This window comes from Pustulibacterium marinum (assembly GCF_900116665.1).
GTDB classification, from domain to species: Bacteria; Bacteroidota; Bacteroidia; order Flavobacteriales; family Flavobacteriaceae; genus Pustulibacterium; species Pustulibacterium marinum.
Genome location: NZ_FPBK01000019.1, coordinates 1 through 22,405, shown reverse-complemented (window position 1 = coordinate 22,405; position 22,405 = coordinate 1). Strand labels below are relative to the sequence as shown.

The 22,405-nt window shown below is 36.3% G+C and carries 16 protein-coding genes; 9 read left to right on the top strand and 7 right to left on the bottom strand.

The genetic code is table 11. From position 1 onward, the window contains the following. The 5 genes from BM383_RS17230 (at position 1) to BM383_RS17210 (ending at position 6,915) form a co-directional block, all read left to right on the top strand. Positions 1-1,071, top strand: coding sequence for a tetratricopeptide repeat protein (locus tag BM383_RS17230; RefSeq protein WP_093026399.1), 1,071 nt, complete (start codon positions 1-3; stop codon positions 1,069-1,071). 14 nt (positions 1,072-1,085) lie between these two features. After that, a complete protein-coding gene (locus BM383_RS17225; protein ID WP_093026398.1) occupies positions 1,086-3,512 on the top strand; it encodes a glycoside hydrolase family 2 TIM barrel-domain containing protein in 2,427 nt (808 codons plus the stop codon). Positions 3,513-3,530: 18 nt separating this feature from the next. Beyond that, positions 3,531-4,913, top strand: coding sequence for a glycoside hydrolase family 28 protein (locus tag BM383_RS17220; protein ID WP_093026397.1), 1,383 nt, complete (start codon positions 3,531-3,533; stop codon positions 4,911-4,913). A 159-nt stretch (positions 4,914-5,072) separates the two neighbouring features. Next, positions 5,073-5,570 (top strand): gluconokinase, encoded by a 498-nt coding sequence (locus tag BM383_RS17215; protein ID WP_093026396.1) that lies wholly within the window; start codon positions 5,073-5,075, stop codon positions 5,568-5,570. 4 nt (positions 5,571-5,574) lie between these two features. Next, the gene (locus tag BM383_RS17210) at positions 5,575-6,915 is read left to right on the top strand and encodes a GntP family permease (RefSeq protein ID WP_093026395.1); all 1,341 of its coding nucleotides are present in this window, start codon (positions 5,575-5,577) and stop codon (positions 6,913-6,915) included. 49 nt (positions 6,916-6,964) lie between these two features. Here the strand turns inward: BM383_RS17210 and BM383_RS17205 are convergent, their stop codons facing one another. Beyond that, on the bottom strand, positions 6,965-8,731 hold the full coding sequence (locus BM383_RS17205; RefSeq protein ID WP_093026394.1) for a carbohydrate-binding domain-containing protein: 1,767 nt from the start codon (positions 8,729-8,731) through the stop codon (positions 6,965-6,967). 286 nt (positions 8,732-9,017) lie between these two features. Here BM383_RS17205 and BM383_RS17200 point away from each other — a divergent pair, with 286 nt between their 5' ends. After that, positions 9,018-10,757, top strand: a complete 1,740-nt coding sequence (locus tag BM383_RS17200; RefSeq protein ID WP_093026393.1) for a right-handed parallel beta-helix repeat-containing protein — start codon at positions 9,018-9,020, stop codon at positions 10,755-10,757. A 4-nt stretch (positions 10,758-10,761) separates the two neighbouring features. On the opposite strand, the gene BM383_RS17195 is transcribed toward BM383_RS17200, so the two are convergent. Continuing rightward, a complete protein-coding gene (locus tag BM383_RS17195) occupies positions 10,762-11,277 on the bottom strand; it encodes a M23 family metallopeptidase (RefSeq protein WP_093026392.1) in 516 nt (171 codons plus the stop codon). A gap of 4 nt (positions 11,278-11,281) precedes the next feature. Next, positions 11,282-13,978, bottom strand: a complete 2,697-nt coding sequence (locus BM383_RS17190) for a DEAD/DEAH box helicase (protein WP_093026391.1) — start codon at positions 13,976-13,978, stop codon at positions 11,282-11,284. A 187-nt stretch (positions 13,979-14,165) separates the two neighbouring features. Between BM383_RS17190 and BM383_RS17185 the strand changes: the two genes are divergently transcribed. Beyond that, complete coding sequence (locus BM383_RS17185) at positions 14,166-16,346, top strand: type 1 glutamine amidotransferase family protein (protein WP_093026390.1); 2,181 nt, start codon at positions 14,166-14,168, stop codon at positions 16,344-16,346. Positions 16,347-16,660: 314 nt separating this feature from the next. On the opposite strand, the gene BM383_RS17180 is transcribed toward BM383_RS17185, so the two are convergent. The 4 genes from BM383_RS17180 to BM383_RS17165 form a co-directional block, all read right to left on the bottom strand. Continuing rightward, entirely contained in the window at positions 16,661-17,809 is a 1,149-nt protein-coding gene (locus BM383_RS17180) for an OmpA family protein (protein ID WP_093026389.1), read from the bottom strand. A gap of 69 nt (positions 17,810-17,878) precedes the next feature. Further along, positions 17,879-18,352 (bottom strand): hypothetical protein, encoded by a 474-nt coding sequence (locus BM383_RS17175; RefSeq protein ID WP_093026388.1) that lies wholly within the window; start codon positions 18,350-18,352, stop codon positions 17,879-17,881. Positions 18,353-18,371: 19 nt separating this feature from the next. Continuing rightward, positions 18,372-18,830 carry a hypothetical protein gene (locus BM383_RS17170; RefSeq protein WP_093026387.1) on the bottom strand — a complete coding sequence of 153 codons (459 nt, stop codon included), beginning with the start codon at positions 18,828-18,830 and terminating at the stop codon, positions 18,372-18,374. Further along, the gene (locus BM383_RS17165; protein ID WP_218157963.1) at positions 18,827-19,381 is read right to left on the bottom strand and encodes a hypothetical protein; all 555 of its coding nucleotides are present in this window, start codon (positions 19,379-19,381) and stop codon (positions 18,827-18,829) included. Before BM383_RS17165 ends, BM383_RS17170 begins: the two co-directional genes overlap by 4 nt. Positions 19,382-21,511: 2,130 nt before the next feature. Here BM383_RS17165 and BM383_RS17160 point away from each other — a divergent pair. Next, a complete protein-coding gene (locus BM383_RS17160; RefSeq protein WP_093026385.1) occupies positions 21,512-21,991 on the top strand; it encodes a DUF695 domain-containing protein in 480 nt (159 codons plus the stop codon). Between the two features lie 171 nt (positions 21,992-22,162). Further along, positions 22,163-22,405 (top strand): IS200/IS605 family transposase (gene tnpA / locus BM383_RS17155; protein WP_143106443.1); only part of this gene is annotated, 243 nt, incomplete at its 3' end.

Genomic DNA, 22,405 nt, shown 5'->3' with positions numbered 1-22,405 from the left:
ATGCCAAAGCATTACTTTTTTCTTATTTTCTCTATAACTTCACTGAGTTTGCATAGTCAAACCGCCTCTTTGAAAGTACAAAAAATGGTTAACAGGGCAAAAGACTCTCTGAATGTAGGGAGTATTGAAGCCTCGTTTAAATTATTGAACTCAGCAGAAAAACTAGCTCCTAAAAATAAAGAAATTCAGTTTGAAAAAGCTTATGTGTATTATGTAGATACTCAGTATGATAAATCGATTGAAATTCTAAAAAACTTACTTGAAGTTGATTCCACACTTAATGAAAATTACTATGTTTTATTGGGCAATAGTTATGATTTGAATCATGAATCGGACAGTGCGGTTTATGTTTATAAAAAAGGAATTTCAAAATTCCCCAATTCTGGTAGATTGCGCTATGAAAATGGTGTTGTTGCCTACGGAATGCAACAGTATAATAAAGCAGTGCTTTCTTGGGAAGAAGGAGTAAAGAAAGATCCTATGTATGCCGATAATTACTATATGTTGGCTAAAACTATGAATTTTACACAAGAGAAAATTTGGGTTTTACTATATGGGGAACTATTCATGAATTTGGAGCAGAATACAGAGCGTACATCAGAAATAAGCAAACTACTATTTGAAACCTACAGAGCAAATTTGATCAAATCAAAAAATAATAAACGGGGGTTTTATTTAACTAAGAGTTTGGCTGAAAATTCCAATCAAACTTTTGAAGCCTATTTTAATCAGTTATTGAATGAAGGAATTACGGAGGAAGTTCCGCAAAGAAAAGTGACCATTCAAGATTTGTACATTTTGCAAAACGAATTCTTAAAAAGATGGTATACAACGAACAATCCAAAATTCGATTTTGTACTTCTGAATTATCAAAAGGAATTACAAGAAAACGGATTGTTAGAAGCGTATACTTATTGGTTATTATCGGAAGGGAATTTTGAAGAGTTTGATGCATGGATGAGTAATCCTATCAATTCAAAAAAAATGGAAAATTTATCAAAATATGTTATTGTACATCCGCTTCAAGTAAAACCTGAAAATTCAATTACCAGAAAAGATTTTATTCATTAATCAATTACTCAACTATGTTTTTTAAGAAAGTTCCATTTCTTATTCTTTGTACGTTTTCAGTAGGTTTGTTTGCACAAGAAAGAGAAATTACAACACTTTCCGATAATTGGAAATTTACTAAAGGAGAAGTACAGAATGCTCAAAATATAGCTTTTAATGACACCGATTGGGAGACTGTTTCAGTTCCACATGATTGGGCAATTTATGGTCCCTTTGATAAGGAAATTGATAAGCAAACTGTAAAAATTGAACAAAATGGAGAAGACAAAGCAACCGAAAAGACGGGTAGAACGGGTTCTTTACCATTTATAGGAGTTGGTTGGTATCGTAACTATTTTTCAGTATCAAAAGCCGATTTAGAAAAACAAATACTACTCACTTTTGATGGAGCAATGAGTAACGCGAAGGTTTATGTCAACGGAACCTTTGTTGGAGAACGTCCATACGGTTATAGTTATTTCTATTTCGATATTTCAGAGTATTTAATTGCTGATAAAGAAAACGTTATCGCTGTGAGATTGGAAAATCAGCCTTTCTCTAGTCGTTGGTATCCTGGCGCCGGAATCTACCGAAAGGTTCAGCTAATCAAAAAGAATAAAAAAAGTTTTCAGCATTGGGGACAAACCATTACTACAACTCAAATTTTAGAAAAGGAAGCCTTGGTACATATTGTTTCAAAAGTAAATGAAAAAAATCTTCGAATTGAAACAACTATTAAAAATGCTGAAGGAGATGTGGTGGCTTCAACTACTGAAAATGATCAATTTGGAGATCAATTTATTCAAAACATAAAAATTGAAAATCCAAAGTTATGGAGTCCAGAAAATCCGTATTTGTACACTTCAGAACTAAAACTTTATAAAGGAAACCAATTGGTGGATTCGCAAAAGATTCAATTTGGTGTTCGTTTTATATCATATACTGCAGAAAACGGATTTCAGTTAAACGGAAAAACGACCAAATTTAAGGGAGTTTGTTTGCATCATGATCTTGGTCCATTGGGAATTGCTGTTAATAAAGAAGCATTGCGTAGACAACTCACTATTTTAAAAGATATGGGTTGTAACGCCATCCGTTCCTCTCACAATATGCCATCTTTAGAGCAATTGGAGTTGTGTGACGAAATGGGTTTTTTATTTCTGGCGGAAAGCTTTGATGAGTGGAAAAAGCCAAAAGTAAAAAATGGATACAATCAATATTTTGATAATTGGGCAGAAAAAGACGTGGTAAATTTGGTAAAAGCTACCAAAAATCATCCATGTATTGTCATGTGGAGTGCAGGTAACGAGGTACCTGATCAATACGGAAGCGAAGGCGTGAAAAGAGCCAAATGGCTTCAGGAAGTTTTTCATAGAGAAGATCCTACAAGGCCTGTAACCGTTGGTATGGATCAAGTGAAAGCTGTAATGGCATCTGGTTTTGGTGCTTTGTTAGACATTCCGGGATTAAATTATAGAGTTCATTTATATGAAGAAGCCTATGAGAAATTTCCGCAAGGGTTTATTATGGGTTCGGAAACAGCTTCAACAGTGAGTTCTCGTGGAATCTATAAATTCCCAGTAGAAAATGGCTATAATAAGCAATATGAAGATTTACAAAGCTCCTCTTATGATGTGGAATATTGCAGTTGGTCCAATTTACCAGATGACGATTTTGTATTGCAAGATGACAAACCTTGGGTGATAGGAGAATTTGTATGGACAGGTTTTGATTATTTGGGAGAACCAACGCCCTATGACGAATATTGGCCATCGAGAAGTTCTTATTTTGGTATTTGCGATTTAGCAGGTTTGCCAAAAGACCGGTATTATTTGTACCGAAGTAGATGGAATACAACCGAAAATACACTACACATTTTACCGCATTGGAATTGGGAAGGTAGAGAAGGAGAGACCACACCAATTTTTGTTTATACCAATTTCAAAAAGGCAGAACTTTTTATCAATGGGAAAAGTCAGGGAGTTCAGGAAAAATCAAACAAAACACATCAAAACAGATATCGATTGATGTGGATGGATACCAAATACGAACCAGGAACGGTAAAAGTTGTAGCGTATAATGATGATGGAACTGTTGCTATGGAAAAAGAAATAAAAACAGCAGGAAAACCACATCATTTAAAATTAGAACCTAACAAAACAATGTTGAAAGCTAATGGTGAAGATCTAATCTTTATAACAGTTTCGGTAGTTGATAAAAACGGGATAGAATGTCCTACAGCTACAAAAATGTTGAAAGTGAATGTAAAAGGAGCAGGTAGTTTTAAAGCAATTTGTAATGGAGATGCAACTTCTTTAGATGTATTTCACGAACCAAACATGGAAACGTTTAGTGGCAAATTGGTTGTTATAGTTCAGAGCAAAAAAACAGCAGGACCCATTGAAGTTTCAATTAAGGGAAGTGGTTTGAAACATGGAAAAATACAACTTCAATCAGAATAATTTTAAACATTTTATACCATGATTAAAAAATCAACTTTACTCTTTTTAACCTTAATTGCGGGACTATTTATTTCTTGCGACACCAAAAGTGAATCTCCACCGGAATTACAATTCTCCGAAGTAAATTTTGAGAATATTCCATTTGAAATGCCAAAATTGAAAATTCCAGATTATGGAGAATTGGCGAAAATTTCCATAGTAGATTTGGGTGCTGTTTCTAATAATAAAGAGAAAACTTCCGAGGCTATAAAAATGGCAATAGATTCTGTACATAAGATGGGCGGTGGAACGGTTGTGATTCCAAAGGGAGAATGGCTTACCAAAACTATTCATTTCAAAAGTAATGTAAATTTACATTTAGATGAAGGCGCTGTTTTACTGTTTTCTGAAGATCCTAATGATTATTTGCCGGCAGTAAAAACAAGTTGGGAAGGAATGGAGTGTATAAATTATTCACCTTTGGTGTATGCATATGAGTGTGAAAACATAGCTATTACAGGAAAAGGGGAATTGAAGGCAAAAATAGATGTTTGGAAAACATGGTTTTCCAGACCAAAAGCTCATATGAATAGCCTGAAACGCCTTTATTATTTAGCAGCTAATGATAGTGCCATGGCCAACAGAAATATGGTGAACGACAGCTCACATTTGCGTCCACATTTTATTCAGTTCAATAGGTCAAAAAACATACTTTTAGAAGATGTAACCATTACCAACAGCCCTTTTTGGACCATTCATCCGTATCAATGCGAAAACGTTGTCATTAAAGGTTTGAATGTGTATGCTCATGGGCACAATAATGATGGAGTAGACCCTGAGATGTCAAAAAACATGCTTATTGAAAATTGTGTTTTTGATCAAGGTGATGATGCTATTTCAGTAAAAGCAGGAAGAAATCAAGAAGCATGGCGATTAAATGCTCCGGCAGAAAACATTGTCATTAGAAATTGTAAAGTAAAAAATGGGCATCAATTATTGGCTATTGGTAGCGAACTTTCTGGTGGAATCAAAAATGTTTATATGGAGAATTGCGATGTGGCAGACGGAGCTAAACTTTTTCATCTCCTATTTATAAAAACAAACGAAAGACGCGGTGGTTATGTAGATGGTATTTATATGAAAAATATTACTTCGGGAAAAATAGACAAAGGTATTTTGGGTATTGAAACAGATGTTTTATATCAATGGAGAGATTTGGTGCCTACACTAGAAAAAAAATTAACACCTATTACCAATATTTACCTTGAAAACTTCAAAGCAAAAGATGTTCAATTCATCTCAAAAATTGAAGGACAAGAAGAATTGTCCATAGAGAATGTAGTCTTGAAAAACGTTACTGCTTCGAATGTTTCCGGAGAAGAAATCAGAAACGAAAATGTGACTAATTTTGAGATGAAATAAAATTGCCAAATCATAATGGATACTGATTTAGCACTTAGAAATCTTAACTTTTTTATAAAGCCGAAAGTTTAAAAACCTACGTTGGCAAGTATTTGTATCTTTAAGTGAAAAACATTTAAAAAGAAGGAGCTTCCCCCTTCAATTTAAACTTATTAAAGTATGATTCACCCAACTATTTACATTGTAATGGGCGTTTCCGCTTCAGGAAAAACAACTATTGCAAAGAAACTTTCAGAACAACTAAAAATAAAATACATAGAAGCAGACGATTACCATTCTGATGCAAACAAAGAAAAAATGAGTAACGGTATTCCATTAAACGACGAGGATAGATTGCCTTGGTTAGAAGCATTGCATCAAGTTGCTTTGGAACATATACAAGATAAAACTTCAGCAGTAATGACGTGCTCTGCTCTCAAAGAAAAATATAGAAAAATACTGACCGAATCTATTGAAGAAAATGTTCAGTTTATATTTTTAAAAGGAAGTTATGAGCTCATTTATGACCGAATAGCATATCGAAAAAATCACTTTATGGTGGCTTCTTTACTGAAAAGTCAGTTTGACACTTTGGAAGAGCCAAATAACGCTATAGTAGTTGATGTTTCTGGTTCTATAGAGGAAAATATGAACGAATTAATGCAACAATTAACATAGATTCATGAATGTAATTTTAGCCATTGAAATTCTTGCAGCCATCGGATTGTTGGTCTTTTTGATTTTAAAGGTGAAATTACAGCCTTTTTTAGCCTTACTTATCGTAAGCATTGTAACAGGATTACTAGCCGGACTCGATGCATCTGAATTAATAACTACCATTCAAAAGGGAATGGGAGGTACGCTTGGTTTTGTGGCTACTATTGTTGGTTTGGGAGCAATTTTGGGAGCCATACTTGAAGCATCCGGTAGCGCCACTGCGTTAGCAAACTATTTACTTCACAAATTTTCTATTAGAAATGCTCCATTAGCAATGGTCATTACCGGTTTTTTCATTGCAATTCCGGTATTTTTTGATGTTGCTTTTATCATTTTGGTACCGGTACTCTATGCTCTTCAGAAAAAAACAGGAAAGTCACTTTTGCTTTTTGGAATTCCATTATTAGCAGGATTGGCCATTACGCATGCATTTATTCCACCAACACCCGGACCGGTTGCCGTAGCAGATATTATTGGAGTTCACTTGGGTTGGGTTATCATTTCTGGTTTTATTGCTGGAATACCAACGGCTCTCATCAGTGGTTTATGGTTTGGAAAGCACATTGCAAAACGAATTAATGTTACTGTACCAAAAGAGTTGGACATCAATGAAAATGAAAACATTCAGTTGCCCAAAATAAGTTCAGTAGTATTTATAATTGGATTGCCTATTTTTTTGATTGTTTTAAAAACCATTACCGATAGTGGAATAGTTCATATTTCAAATTCTTTTATAAAAGAAACTATTTTACTTGTAGGTCACCCTTTTATTGCTTTGATTTTAGCCAATCTATTCGCGTGGTATATTTTGGGAATTCAGAGAGGATTTAGCAAGCAGGAATTGGTTTCTTTAACTACAAAATCACTTTCAACCACCGGAATCATTATCCTTTTAACTGGTGCAGGAGGTGTTTTTAAACAAGTTTTGCTAGATACCGAAATAGGAAAAGCTGTAGCTGAAGCTATGGTGTCTTTAGGCTTTCCCATCATTGTTTTTGCATTTCTTGCCGCTGCTGCTATACGAGTTTTACAAGGATCATCTACAGTGGCCATGATTACCGCTGCTGGATTGGTTTCCCCTTTGTTAGAAACTTTAAGTTTGAGTAATATGCAACTTGCCGCCTTGGTAACTACTATTGCATCCGGTGCTTCTATTTTTTCTCATGTAAACGATAGTGGTTTTTGGCTCGTAAGTCAGTATTTAGGTTTGTCAGAAAAGCAAACTTTTCAGTCTTGGACAGTTATGATCACCATTTTGGGCTGTATAGGTTTTATAGCTTCCTCTATCTTATTCATACTATTTTAAATAAAAAAAGCCGCCAAAACTGACAGCTTTCCTATAAATTATTACAATATTATTGAATAGTAGTTACCGTGTTTTCAATAGTAAACGTAGCATAGGTAGTTCCGCCACTATAAGTACCATCTTCATACCAACCATCTGTTTCATTTCCGGTATCGGTTCCTCCTAAAGAGATTGTGTAGGTTTCACCTTCGGTAAGATCTTCAGAAGAAAATGCAATAGATTGATAAGACTTTGAAGGAGCAAAAGATACAATACTAGTACCTTCACTATCTGAAATATTTATCAATGTTCCGGCAACTTGCGAACTGTTTAAGGAAATCAATACGGCATATTGAGCAGAACCTGAACCTGCAGTTTGAGCCATTCCAGAACTTCCGGCCGCTATAAAATTTCCTCCATTTATGGAAAAATAATCATCGTAATCCAATGCTGCATTTCCAGAATTTGTAGGCCCATTTACAATTACGGTACCATCAATCATATCAATAGAACCATTAGAATCAATTCCGTCACCATCTGCATCTACTACGGTATAACCTCCAGAAATATATATAGCTTTATCAACGCTATCATCATCGCCGGCGGCATTGATACCGTCATCACTACTGGTAAAATAAGAAGAACCTCCTGCAACAATTACGATAGAACCTTCTAAACCTTCATAGGAATCGGTTACTGTAATGCTTCCATCAAAAATAGCAGCTGTGTAATCTGCATGAAGCGCATCATCTCCTGTCGCTATGTTGAACGAACCACCATTAATAATTAAATTTCCAGCAGTATTAAAGGCATCATCGGCAGCAGAAATTTCAATAGATCCTGTATCTACTATAATATAGCTTTCGGATTTGATAGCTTTTGCAGAGTCGTCATCTTCTCCTAAAACTACACTACTTCCTCCACCAGAAATGATATTGATAGTTCCATCGGCAATTAGAACATCCGATTCTGCTTGAATTCCATCATTTCCAGACGTAATTGTGAGCGTTCCGCTGCTTATATAGATGTAACCGTAAGTGCTGTCATCATCATTATCTGATTTTAATCCGTCACCTTGAGAAGAAACATTGAGGGTTGCATCATCTATAATCAAATAATCTTTACCACGGATTCCGTCGTCTAATGCAGTTACGTTGATGGTAGCATTTTCAGAAATGATTAGTCCATCTTTACTGGCGATTCCGTCATTATAGTTACCAGTTACGTTGAGTGTTCCAGCTCCGGTAATAGTCATGTTGGATTTACTGAAAAAGGAAGCATTTGGTTCATCATCATCTTCTTCAAATACATAGGTAGTGGTATCAGTAAATGTACTGGTTGTGTTTTCTCCCAGAAAAACAATTACTTTTTCTGCGGATGCCACATTGAAAGGGGCATTGGTGGAATTATGAACTGTGATTCCGTCTAAATAAATTTTTACAGTAGTTTCATCTTCCGTATCCACAATGATTTGTCCATCTGTAAGTGATCCTTCAATTTTATAATTTCCGCCATTGGTAATGGTAGCCACGCTACCTGAAGCAGTTGCGCCATCACCATCAATAGCTATAGAACTGCTGTTGAGCGTAATTAATGTAAAATCAGTATCATCCCAAGAGGTGTCATCTTCTTCGGCATGAGAAGCAATATTTTCGTCCATAGCTTCTTCCGTAGTAAGTTGATAACTGGCGATAATTTCTTCAACTTCACTATTATCTATGGTTTCACCGTCTTCACTTCCTTCTTGATAGGAATAGATCATTTCATCTTCAAAACAAGATGTAGTGCATAACAAAGCCATACAGCCAAGCAGTACATATATTTTAGAATTACTCATAAGTACGTTGTTTAGTTTTCCTAACGTAAAATTAACATTACCTAGTGTAGATTTCCTATTTTATTATACGAATTCTTATTTTGTTTGTATCAACTCAGTAATTATAATTATCAATCATATTTAATAGCGTTATTTTTTCTTACGCGTGTTATAGGTCTATTTTTTAATTAGGTATAAAAATAATGACAACAATGTATTTTATCGATAATTTTGTGTATTTCATCGGATTTCGAACTATATTTGTAATGACTTCATTGAAGAAGTTTAGCATAAAACCCACCCTCCCATGAAAACAAAACTACTATTCTCTAAAAGAGGACTGTGCTATCTTATAGTCTTAACTTTATTCACTTTTAATTTGCAAGCTCAATCATGCGATTGTGATTATACATTATCTTCTGAAGATTTGGATAGCGCAACTATCAATGTGATTTGGGGATCGGAAATCGAAGCAGGAAGTAAAATCTGTGTTCCCGCTGGCGTATACGCAGCCATTCGATTTTATGATTTAATAGGAACTCCAGAAAACCGGATTACGATTGTTAATTGTGGTGGACAAGTAGAGTTTAGTGCACCATCGTATTCAGCGATATCACTACAAAGAAGCAGTAATGTTGTACTTACCGGAACTGGTGATAGCAGTATAGATTATGGTTTTAAAATCAGTTATACAAACTCTGGAGCTGCAGGTCTATATCTTGAGAATTTTACTACTGATGTGGAAATTGATCATGTAGAAATAACGAATACTGGTTTTGCTGGAATTATGGGAAAAACAGATCCTGTTTGTAGCAAACCGGAAACTTGGAGATCTGCAGGATTTGTGATGAAAAATATTAATATTCATGATAATTATATTCATGATGTAGGAGGCGAAGGCATTTATCTTGGTTTTACAGGAGGTTATAAAGTTGATTCTAATAGAACTTGCGATGGAACTCCGGTTTTTGGACATTGGTTAGAAGATATTACCATTGAAGACAATATCATTGATTATACAGGTTTGGATGGAATACAAGTAAACTTGGCACGATCTAATTGTAAAATCATGAATAACATTGTAGATCATTACGCTCAAAACCAGCAAACATTTCAAGACTTTGCTATGAGTATTGGTGGAGGTATTTATGAGATTTATAATAATAGAATGTATAATTCAGGCACTTTAAAAGGAAAAGGAATTCAGTTAATAAGTGCGCAAAGCGGAACCAAAGTTTATAACAATGTTATAGAAGACAATACGTTTCATGGGATGTTCATTCATCAACGTCATGAATTTGATGATACTTCTGAAGGGTATAAAATTTATAACAATACCATTATTCGTCCTGAAAACTCTGGAATTCATTATAATACAACGATTACCTCATCGGAAAATGGTTCTTTAATAGGAACACGACAGGATGCTGTTCCAACGTATTTGATGAACAATTTTATATTGGATCCCGGAAATGATTTTGAAGGAGGAAATACTTGGAAACAGAACAATGAAAGTTACTTAGACTTTAATAATAAAAGTACCAGAGATGCTATGTTGGCATATACGCTAACCAATTATATGACAAGAGATACTACTGGTTTAGAGCTTTTAGCAGATAATTCATTAAATCATTATGCGATTACTTCTTCTACTTCACTTTTGGTAGACGCCGGAACAGATGTAGCTACCTTTGGTCTAATTGAGGACATCAGAGGAGTAGAAAGACCACAAGGTTACGGATATGATATAGGTGCTTTTGAATTTGATTATCCGGAAGGATGGACACCAAGTCAGGCAAGAGCTATGAATCCAAAGGATTTGAATATTGTTGTCTATCCAAATCCAACGGCTAATGAATTCGCTGTTACAGGAAGTAAAGTTACCGGAGCTACCTTATTTATAAGAAGTATGAAAGGAGAAGTAGTTCATACAACTTATAATTATGATGGAGAGAACATTAATATTTCAGGTCTTAAGAAAGGTGCATATTTAGTTTCTGCTATCAACAATGGAGAAACCAATACAGCCAAGTTGGTGAAGAAATAATACTCTAAGATTGTTGCAAATATTCAATAGGGTTTAAATAGAACATTTTTTTCCAACCTTGTTGACTATCATCGATTCTCCAAATATATGGGAGTAGTGTAGCTATTGCATAATGTAAATGGGGTGGTTTTCCTTTTGCGTTACCACTTTGGCCAACACTCCCAATCATGGTATTTGAACTAACCAATTGCAAGGGTTTGGCAGCTATTGTTTTTAAATGCGCATAATAATGGAGTCGCCATTTTGGACCTAAAATGAGCACAAAATTACCTCCATAGTTGATATGTCCACTGTATAGTACAAAACCGTTGGTTGCTGAATTGATGGGAGTACCAGAATTTGCAAAAATATCTACCCCTTTATGAGTGACTGATTTTCCCCATGGATAAAACCAAAATGATTTAGGATGATAATCTGCACTAGAGGCTCCACTGACAGGCATTTGGAAGTTTTCCGGAATTAGAAATCCAATCACTATTAAAACCAATAAACATCCTAAAATTCTCTTCGTCTTTTTCATGGCATCATTTTATAAAAGCTACGATCTTTTGAATGGCTTCCGGTTTATTCTTTTGCCAAAAACTGTAGTGTAGCGGAATCGTGGTAATCCCGGTGCGTCCTAAAGTTTTGTAGCGTTCTAGTGTGAAAGCTTCTTTATAAATTCCTGGGTATCCAATTAAGTCTATGAAATAATTCTGTTCGTTATGTACAATTAGAATGTCTAACAAACTACCTGCAACAGGATACCCACAATGTATGGCATCCAATTTATATTTGGAAAGCGATTGTATCACTTCTTGCTGAAAATCATCCAGCTCGGGTTGTTGCTTTTCAGTATGAGAAAAGTTCGTCACAAACCGTAAATAACGCTCTAAAAGTGAATCGGGTGTCAAATCTTTTTTTTGTACTGAAGTAAAAATGTATTGTAACGACTTTGCTCTGGTTACCGCCACGTTCAACACCTCTGGTTTATTGATATGGTTAAAAGCTGAATGATGCGTATGTTTTGAAACACAGAAGGAAAGCAGGATTATCTCCCGTTCGGATCCTTGAAACTGATAGGGCGTTCCACATAAAATATCAAACCTTTTTAAAACAGAGGTTTCAAAAGTGGCTTGTAAACGTTGTTTCAGGTATACCACTTGTGAATTAAAAGGAGAAATAATACCGATACTCGGCTTTTTAGAAACATTGGCATAAGCGTCTATCAACGTTTGTAGTTGTTCTAAAACGGCTTGTGCTTCTATCTCATTAATTCCTTTTTTAGAGCGTTCACCTTCCACCAAAATATGTGTTAGTTGTGAGGCTTGTATATGTTCTGGAGTGGCTTTTAAGATCTCTAACTGTCCGTCATAGAATTGTTTGTTGCTAAAAGCAATGAGCGAAGGAGTAGACCTAAAATGTTCTCTTAGAAAGGTAACCTGTGCCTGAGTTGCTACTTTTGAAATGAAAAGATCTAACACACTTCGGTTTCGGTAATCAAATATTTTATCCTCTGGTAGTTGATATTGTTTTTGGAGGTTGAATTGTTGCGCCTTGGATACAAAAGAGTAGTGCCTTAATTGGTTTGGATCTCCTGCAATCACTACACGTTTAGCTCTGTACAATGCCGGAAGCGCCGAAGCAATATCGCATTGTGTAGCTTCGTCGATGATGACTAAGTCGAACATTTCTTTTTCTAGCGGTAACACGGCGTTGAGTTCTGCAAGATTGGCCAACCAAATAGGAAATACCTTTAATACGTTCTTTTGAATAACCGTTTCCAGTATTCTTTTGTATTCTGAAAAACTACTACTAGTTAATGCATCGTGAAATAATGAAATATCTTTTCGATAGGTATGTGAGTTTCTATGAATGTTATCCGCAATTTTTTGTTGGGTATGCTTGCTAATTTCTTCTTCCAACTGCAGCAATACAGTATTCATCTTTTCGAAGACGCTCCATATTTTGGTGCCGTTGTAAACAATTCGTTTTAAATAGAACTTTTTCCATTTCTCTAACAGATTAAGATCGGCATTAAACTCTAAGTCAGACAGCTCTATTTCTTCTTGAACACAGGCTTCAAATTCAGCTTCTAGCTTTTCTAATTGTTTTGACAGATACTCTATTTTAAAAGCATTGAAGGATGACTGTTTTCTATTTTGAATTCCACTTAAATACCGATTGATCTTTGCTGTTAGACTCATTTTGTAGCGAGCCCCACTGGTATGAATCAAATAGTCTTTCAGTTTAAAGTCTGTTTGTAACATGTGGCGCAATACTTCCACAGCTTGCTTAGTTTTAGAAACCACCAATACTGATTCATTCTGCACTACCGCATCGGAAATAATAGAAGTGATGGTGTAGGTTTTCCCGGTTCCCGGTGGGCCCACAATTACTGAATTTTCATAGGCATGTGCATTTATCAATGCCTGATATTGATCTGTATTTAAACGCGATTGGTAATAGCTTTCATAAGGTTTAGGAATCGCCACTTCCGATGTTAGTAATTGTTGCATCGCAGTGCTAAACGTTCCCTGCTCACTTAGTTCTGTAAGATCATTTAAAACTTGCAAAGAGGAAGCTGCTTTTTCCACTAAAACCGTTCCCGCTGCTGGGATTATTTTGAATTCATCTTCACTTAGGGGAGCCGTTTTGAACTCGTTACGTATTTTTTGAGCATTCCATACTGTAGGAAATAGCAATAACTCTTCTGTAGTCACGTTGCTCACGTACTTTTCCAAGAAACCAGACAACCCAATATAGTTTTGGGTAGCTACAAACTTTTCTAACAGTTGTTGTGCAAACGCATCTTTCTGTATCAATTCTTCACGAACTTCTAACAAACTTAAAGCAGACCGATTTACATCACAAGCATTGAAGTCTACGGAAATGTAATAATCGTCGTCTATTTCTTTAAGCGTGGCCGGAAACAGGAGTAAAGGAGCGCAAATACGCTTGTCCTTGATCAATGGATTGTTACTACTTCCTAAAAGGAAAAAGCATCCGTAGAACAATTTCTTTTCCAAATCATACAAAGCAATCTCTTTGGCAAGATCGTTCGCTTTTTTGTTAGGATACGGAATCAAGGGCAATTGCTGTGCAACCAATTCTTCGGTGCCTGTAGCAAACCATTTGTACGGATATTTGCTGGAAAGTACGTTATCAATCGTAAATTCCTTATAATCCAGTCGGTAACATTCTTTAAAATAATTGTAAAAGTTGGAAGGATTCAAATCCACAGAGCTGCATTTTTAAAGTGAGTAAGATACAAACCGAAGCCTATTTTAAACTAACTATTTCCCGTAAATTTTTGAACAATTCCTATTTTCTGTTGTTAATTGGTTTTGAATGGTTATTCGTATAATAAATATTCGGTAATGCCGTGGTAGCAGTTATCTTGAACCATAGAAACACCAAACACTACTTATGACCACACAACGCTATACACTACTAAGTCTTTTTGGCTTTCTGAGTATGTTGGGAAATGCACAGCAAGACACCCTTCAAACCCCAGAGAAAACAGCTTTTCAAACCGTATCTCCATGGATGCCTGAGATTGATGTACAATCGGATATTGCTATTATTTATGGAGCACATGATACCGAAGAACTTTCTTTTCAGAATCGACTACAAAGCTGGAGGAATCATGGCTATGAAACTCAGTTTATGACTGGTATTTCCTGGGGAGATTATAAAGATTACTACCTAGGTGATTGGGATGGTGAAAACCATTTGAACATAGCGCAAGTACAGCAAGATGGTGAAGATATTATGCACGGACCTGTGAATCCGTATGTGGTTCCAGTGCCTTCTTTCTTGAAGTATTTGAAAGAAGAAGTGGTTAAAAAGGCTATAGACAATGGTATCACTACCATTTATTTAGAAGAGCCTGAGTTCTGGAACTATGCCGGTTATAGTGATCCTTTTAAAAAAGAATGGCAAGCCTATTATGGGTTTCCATGGCGCGCACAACATACTTCTCCAGAGAATACATATCTATCGAATAAACTGAAATACCATTTATTTTATAATGCCATCAAAGAAGTTTCAGAATATGCCAAAGCGTATGGCAAGTCTAAAGGGAAAGACATCAAGGTATTTATACCAACACATTCGTTGATCAATTATACCGCTTGGCAAATCGTGAGTCCAGAGGCTAGTTTGGCTTCCTTACCGAGTATTGATGGTTATATAGCACAAGTGTGGACTGGAACTTCACGTTCTCCTAATTACTTTAACGGAACCAAGAAAGAACGCGTTTTTGAAAATGCCTTTTTGGAATATAACGCTATGGTAAGCATGACCGAACCTACCAAACGCAAGGTCTATTTGTTAACGGATCCTATTGAAGATGGTATAAAAGACTGGGCAGATTACAAACGAAACTATGAAGCTACGTTTACTGCGGAATTATTATATCCTACTATAACTAATTTTGAAGTAATGCCGTGGCCACAACGTATTTATATGCGTCCATACAAAACGTCAGAAGATGGTGCAGAAGCTTTGATTCCTGATTTCTATGCGACTCAAATGCAAGTGATGATCAACAGTTTGAATAGCATGCCGTATGCTAATAACAAAGTGAACGGAAGTAAAGGTATAGGCGTATTGATGGCGAATTCCATGATGTTTCAACGATTCCCGAATCATGAAGGATATGATGATCCTTTGATCTCTAACTTTTACGGTCAAACCATGCCGTTATTAAAAAGAGGCGTTCCTATAGACATTGTTCATATTGAGAACCTTTCGTATCCTGCGACTTTAGCAAATATCAAAGTATTGGTGATGAGTTATGCTAATATGAAACCACTTTCCAAAGAAAGTCATGCTTATTTAGCAGATTGGGTGCAGCAAGGAGGTGTATTGGTGTATTGTGGCGCCGATAACGATCCGTACCAAACGGTACAAGAATGGTGGAATACAGATGGCAACCAATACCAAGCACCTTCGGAACATTTATTTGAATTACTCGGGATCACAGTTAGTAATCAAGATGCTACGTTTTCTGTAGGGAAAGGAACGGTACATGTGTTGCGCACCAATCCGAAGGAATTTGTATTGCAATCAAAAGGTGATACTGATTATATTTCTACTATAACGAAAGCTTATGAAACCAACGCACAAGCAGGAAAGCTAATCTTTAAGAATCATTTGCATTTAGAACGAGGCGCGTATGACATTGCTGCGGTACTTACTGAAAGTGTTTCAGATGAACCTTTAGTAATTGATGGTCCGGTTATCGATTTGTATGATCCTGAATTACCCGTTTTAGCCAAGAAAGTAATAGTACCCGGCACACAAGCTTTCTTATACAATCTGAATAGGGTAGAGAAGGATACTCCAAAAGTTGTAGCTGCAGCTGCCAGAGTGTCTGAAGAACATTATGGTAAAAGATCTTATGACTTTACCGTGAAGAGTCCAAAACGTACTGTGAATGTGATGCGCGTATGGCTTCCGAAACGCTACAAGGGAATCACTGTAACTAACGTAGAAGGGACTACCATGACTCCTGAAGAATTGGAGTGGGATAAAAGCTCTTCGACTGTTTTATTGAAGTTCCCAAATGCACCTGCAGGTGTACAAGTACATATCAACTGGTAAACAAGTTGGTAAAGAAAGTACACCCGGAGTAAACCCTTATTAACCCCAAAATCCGGGTGCACTTCTTGAAAATGACTAAAATTTATATCCCAAATCTAGTCCTACTTTGTAGTGAATTATGTTTCAATAGGTTCTAAAGAAACGTTTCGCTTTGCCCCATTTGAGCCAATGAGGCATACGAAACGAATAGAAACACAATGAAAATCGATTTTTTCACAACTGATTGTTTTTTGATGATGTATTTTTAAAGACTTACTTTTCTTAGGTGTGTTGCAATTGTTTTTTATTTTAACATTTCTTCTCTTCAAAGATATTTATGGTTGCTCGTTACCTTGAGAGCTGTTTTCTTTCTCTGATGCATCGGAAAGGATGAATTGTACTCTTCTATTTTGGGTTCTTCCTGCTTCGGTATCATTTTCCGTAATGGGTTGTGATGCGCCAAAACCTATAGCAGAAATTCGTTCCTTGACTAATCCCAATTTTATAAACGCATCTGCAACTGCGGCGGCCCGCTTTTCAGAAAGCGTTTGGTTGTAAGCATCCGTTCCTATTTTATCTGTATGGCCTTCAATGTGTATGTGTAAGCTTGGATGTGCTTGCAGATAAGCATAGACTCCAGAAATTTCGTTTAACGCCTCTGTTGTGAGCTCTGTACTGTTAAAAGCGAACTGAACCTTTTCTAATCGGTAGGCTTTTTTCAAAGCATAGGTTACCGTGGCTTTTGGTATGGTATCTATTTGTTTCTTTTCTTTAGGTAGTGGAGAAGGGAATAGAGGATACAGACTTACATCATCAATGTAGTAGTATGCGAGGGCATCGAAAACATCTTTCTCAGTTTCTTTGCTATCGGTAGTTCTGTTTGGATTAAAGTTTCCTATGGTCACATAATGTTCATTTCCGGTGGCGGTAAATTGGAACCTTACAGGTATCCAATTTTTAGTATCCTCATAAAACAACGTATCTATGACAGGTGGTATTATCCAATATGCAATAGTATGATTTTCAAGTCGGTGTTTGGTTAGCTGTTTTTGAATGGGAAATAGAAAACTATTGTCTGATAGCATAACGCCTAGCTGCTTAATGGCACGGTTGGAGTTTTCTGCTAAGCTCACATAGTACGTTAGCACATACGGTTTTCCTTTTTCTAACGTATCTGTAATACGAACTTGAATGTACTCCCTGTAATTATTTCTCCCGAAAGCATAAATTCCGGCATACTTTTTTCCGGTTCTAGGGGGCTGAAAACCGCAAAAGTTCTTGGGAGCTGTAGTTACATTTTTATGGTCGGTTCCAAAAAGATCGGGCGTGGCGGAAGTAGGGGAAGTCCAATCGGTTGTATGGTTCTGAAAATTACTCAGTCTATTGGAAATACGCGCTTTCTCAAAGCCGGGATTGGCGATGAGGTTTTGTGCATTGTTTATGCTAACCATTAAGAAGAGCACCGTACTAAGCCAGTATTTCATATACAAAAGAGTGATTTCTGTATATAAACTTATTTTTCTTACAAATATTGTAGTTGTAGTATTTTTAATTTAAAATGTAATGGCAACTCCCAGTTGGTAATTCTGAAAACCCCAGTAAAAATGCGGTTTTCTAGCTTCAGTCATGGAGGAGAAATTTTTGTTATAAGTAGTAATTCCAGTCTTTAAATGCTTTTCTCGACTGAGAATAATGGGGAAATTCATTGCCATGAGTCCCACACCTACATAGCCCACTTCCCAATGGGCATCGTGACCACCAATTTCCTGAATAGCAGGATAGGCAATACAGCCTGCAGCGGCTATATTTAGCAATGTACTCCAAGTATTTCGGTGTCTCGCTTTTTGGATGCTTACATGGGCTTGTGGTACTTTGGCAGTGATGCTATCCAATGTACGCAAAGAAAGAGGCACACCGTTTTGTTTGATACTTCGGTTAAAGAAATCATAATCATAAGTAATCTCTTGCGTATAGCTTCCAAGCGTACCGCCTAAGCATATGATCAGTATTACCAAGCTTTTTTTCATAGTTCGTTTGATTTTAGGATTACTTTATTGGTGTGTTTTCATCATTAATTCCGAATAGTTTTTTCCGTAAGGAAGCAATTCCGTTACCCCATCGGTGTTTAGAAAAAAGAATTGGTAGGCTCATCACCGTTAGTAGACTAATACACGCCGAGGTGCCTAAAGTGCCGCCATACCCATTGAAAAAGCTGCTTGTGTTTAGAAAAATAACCGTAAAGATGATTCCAGAAAGCGCTATGAGGTAATAATTGTTCAATACCTTATCGGACACCATTCCTATAAAAGAAGCCCCTATAAATACCACAGGGATTTGTTGCGTTAAGGTTTCATTTAGCACTTCCGGGAAGAGCTTAAAAAAGATGCCTACCACTAAAGAGAGCAGGGCAGAAGCCCTTACTGCACCTTGTTTGAGCTGTATATGCACATAAAAAGTGCTCACGGCACCTACAATTCCGGTTATGATGAGTAAGTATGTATTCATTTGAACAATAAAAAGTAAATAAAAGAAGTGATGGCCACCCCGCCAAAAGCCATGGTGCCCAATTTACCACCAACACCGGTGAGTAAACTTTTAGACAGCACCAAAAAAACAGCCGTTACCAAGCCTGCCACCAATACAAACCCCAGGGAGGTAGCCACCATGTCGCTACTCATCCCTACAAAAGCACCACAATAAAGCGCTACAGGCAATTGTTTGAGGTAAAGAGACCTGTTGGATAGCAATGGAACTAAAGAAGCTACTACGCCCACCAATCCGGCAGCGATCACGGCACCCAAATGTAAATAGCTATTCAAGCAAAACGTTAATACTGCGCCTACAGGCACCCAAACTGCCACGGTTATATCTTCAAACAAATGCTCGTGATGGTGTAGCGGTAACTTTGCGTAGGCCAACAATATTGCCACGGAAAGAATGCCGATGAACACAACAATGAACGTATGCTGCGTACTTTCTACACCAATGGCTGAAAGGAGTGCTATTTGCAACGCCACAAACAAGAGAATGGTGATTATTTTTAGGACTTTGTACAACTTCATGCTACAAAAGTCTAAAAAAACTTTGAATTTGTCGTTTACAACTTAGTTAGAATGTAATTTGAGCCATGAGTTTATATCTGAACGTATTGCCAAGAGTACTTATTATCGGGAAATGGTCGGGGTAACTTCGTTATTGGTATGTGAAGTGATTGGTTATCAGTATTAGCATTCAGTTTATTTATTATAAGTTGAAAGTTAAAAGTGGTAGGTCTTAAGTCTTGTAGTCTTATGGCTTTATGTCGATGCGATAGCTGACAGCTTTCTTGGTGGCTGAGTGCTTTGTGAAATGCAATGGAGCAAAGTGTATCGAAGCCTTTTTTGTTATTTTGAATGTTTTTTTGAATGTTTTTTCTAGTAGTTTAGACTGTTAGGATATTAGATTTTTAGATTTGTTGGTGAGATCCTGCCTAATGCAACTGCTTACTGAACACGTTTAAAATATCTGTCATCTCTGTGCTGTGACACGGAATCTTTTAGATTTTAACTGAATGCTTGAATGTGAGCTTTTGGTCTTTAGTGTATGATGTTTGGGTAGAAACGCCAAGTTTTACCCTAACGGGTATGTTCATTTTGTCTTGATACAAAACGAACCAAAAAATACTCATGAGTTTCTATTTTAGGGGAAATCGTGAATCTTTGATTTCAAGACTGTCTAAAGGCGATTGCTTCGCGCACCGTTCATTCTCGAAGCTACATGCTTATTGCTTTGCAATGCACTTCCGCTTCTTCATTCACTATCGCTGGTAGACAGTCATAAAACGCTACGCTTAACTTCACTCAGATATTTTTTGTTTTACAATTGCTACAGAATTGATTATTAGCTAAAGGCTGTCTGCTAATGGCTGAAAGCTGTTTACTTTTCCGGTGGCTGAGTGCTTTGCGGAATACAATGGAGCAAAGTGTACCGAAGCCTTTTTTTATTTTGAATGTTTCTTCTAGTAGTTTAGACTGTTAGGATATTAGATTTTTAGATTTGTTGGTGAGATACTGTCTTTTATATATTTTCAATTCCTTGGTGTATTGAAATCAGGATTACAGCATGATGATGTATCCAATATTTTTTATTACTTTTAGGTAAGGCTTTGTTAAACCTTTTATTAACTGTTATTTCCAAAGTCCCTTGAAAACAGACGTCCGTTTTTTATAAAACGGACGTCTGTTTTTGTAGAAACGCACGTGCGTTTTGTTCAAAATACACGTGTGTTTCTTTTCAATCAAACGGTTGAAAACATTCAATGAACCGTTTGTTTTCATTCAATCTTACTTATGAACAATTAGAACATACCTAGTGGGTAAACCAGTGTGCATGTTTTTAATCATGATTTGTTGCCCATTCAAGGTACATAACTGCAAAATACTTATAGGAGATACTTTGAGGTGTAACTCAAAGGAAATGTTCAATATACAGTTTGTATATAGTATAAAAAGTAAGTGGTAAGAGTAGCTCAAAAGAAAAGGGCACAGAGTGGTACAAGGTATACAGAAGGTTGGTAACAGGATGAGCAGTGGGAGCATAGTGTTTGCTTACAGAACGCTTACAGGATGCTTACAGAAACCTAACACAACGTAACCAAAGTGTCCGATATGCTTTTGTAGGTTATTTATTTTCAGTGTTTTACGGAATTTAGCCTTGGTCCATGTGTTGGATGATTCATCTAAAAACCAGCGTATTATGGTAGAAAATAAATATCAGTTACTTGTAAAAATTATTGAAAATAGCATTACATATTTGTGCAATATTGTGCATATCTGTGGGAATCTGTACCCATGTGTGGAGTATGATACCATTTTATTGCTGTTAATACGTAATGGTACTCAAATGTACCCAACGTGACCAATTGTTACATTTTCGTAAAACAACCCTGCGTGTTTGTTGCAGTGTTGTTGCAGTAAACGGTGAGTTTCCTTTACGAAAACGCCATTTTACCAATTAAGACTGCAACAAAACTGGGACAAAACCCCTTGGGAGGTAGCTTTGGATGGGGTGAGTGCTATGTGAAAAGTATGTTTGTAGGAAAAAGTGGGAGTAAAAAATTAAAATTGTACAAAAAGTGATATCTTGTTCATGATATAAACGAGTTGGCAAGCAATGGAAAAATAACCCGAATTTTAATATTAAAACTTATGCTATCATTTTTTGGATTTGGAAAAAGCAAAGCGCAGGAAAAGGAATCAACTGAAGAACAAAAAGGAATAATCGGCAGATATTATGAAAATGACTTGCCTGTCATTATGAAATTTGAAAACGAACTGCCAAATGACAAAATAATAAAAAGGTTGCCATTTCTGACTGTTGTTTCGTGGAGATATGACGGAAATGAAAATAATGGAATGCCACCAAAGGAGATTAATGAAAGAATGATTATTCTGGAAGAATCTTTGGAAACTTCAATGAATAAAACAGACATTTTTACTCACGCTTACAGCAGGACTGGAAATAATTTGAAAGAATTGGTTTATTATACCACCGAACAGGATGATTTTATGACAATGCTAAATCGGACTTTGGAAAAGCACGATGTTTATCCGATTGAAATAAATTTTTACGAAGACAAAGAGTGGACTGACTTTAAAAAAATACTGAATGATTTTAAAAATAAATAACGTTTGCCAAGCCGGTAACCGTTGCACAACTCCTTGGGAAAAGTTGGGAGTTGGTTTCTACAAGTCGCTTTTGAGCGGCTTTGTTTTTATTGGTCTCAGAACAGGGATATTAAAACCCTGCAATTTTATTGCAGCACTTTAGTAGTGCGATAAAATTTTGTAGATTAGTTTATGACGAGCTATAATCGAAAGGGTGCACATACCACCAGCCGTCTTAGTTGCCACATAGTTTGGTCTACCAAGTATAGATATAAAGTTTTAAAAGGAGATATTCAATCACGATGTCGCGAACTACTGATACAAATATGTGATGCAGAGGGGATTGAGATCTTAAAAGGAGTTGTAAGTCAAGACCATGTGCACATGCATATAGAATATGCTCCTAAATATAGTATAAGCTCAATAGTGAAACAA

Coding starts and splice junctions, on each gene's coding strand:
- BM383_RS17215 (WP_093026396.1), top strand. CDS start 5,073: ATGATTCACCCAACTATTTACATTGTAATGGGCGTTTCCGCTTCAGGA.
- BM383_RS17200 (WP_093026393.1), top strand. CDS start 9,018: ATGAAAACAAAACTACTATTCTCTAAAAGAGGACTGTGCTATCTTATA.
- BM383_RS17175 (WP_093026388.1), bottom strand. CDS start 18,352: ATGAAAAAAAGCTTGGTAATACTGATCATATGCTTAGGCGGTACGCTT.
- BM383_RS17225 (WP_093026398.1), top strand. CDS start 1,086: ATGTTTTTTAAGAAAGTTCCATTTCTTATTCTTTGTACGTTTTCAGTA.
- BM383_RS17220 (WP_093026397.1), top strand. CDS start 3,531: ATGATTAAAAAATCAACTTTACTCTTTTTAACCTTAATTGCGGGACTA.
- BM383_RS17160 (WP_093026385.1), top strand. CDS start 21,512: ATGCTATCATTTTTTGGATTTGGAAAAAGCAAAGCGCAGGAAAAGGAA.
- BM383_RS17185 (WP_093026390.1), top strand. CDS start 14,166: ATGACCACACAACGCTATACACTACTAAGTCTTTTTGGCTTTCTGAGT.
- BM383_RS17210 (WP_093026395.1), top strand. CDS start 5,575: ATGAATGTAATTTTAGCCATTGAAATTCTTGCAGCCATCGGATTGTTG.
- BM383_RS17195 (WP_093026392.1), bottom strand. CDS start 11,277: ATGAAAAAGACGAAGAGAATTTTAGGATGTTTATTGGTTTTAATAGTG.
- BM383_RS17205 (WP_093026394.1), bottom strand. CDS start 8,731: ATGAGTAATTCTAAAATATATGTACTGCTTGGCTGTATGGCTTTGTTA.
- BM383_RS17180 (WP_093026389.1), bottom strand. CDS start 17,809: ATGAAATACTGGCTTAGTACGGTGCTCTTCTTAATGGTTAGCATAAAC.
- BM383_RS17170 (WP_093026387.1), bottom strand. CDS start 18,830: ATGAATACATACTTACTCATCATAACCGGAATTGTAGGTGCCGTGAGC.
- BM383_RS17230 (WP_093026399.1), top strand. CDS start 1: ATGCCAAAGCATTACTTTTTTCTTATTTTCTCTATAACTTCACTGAGT.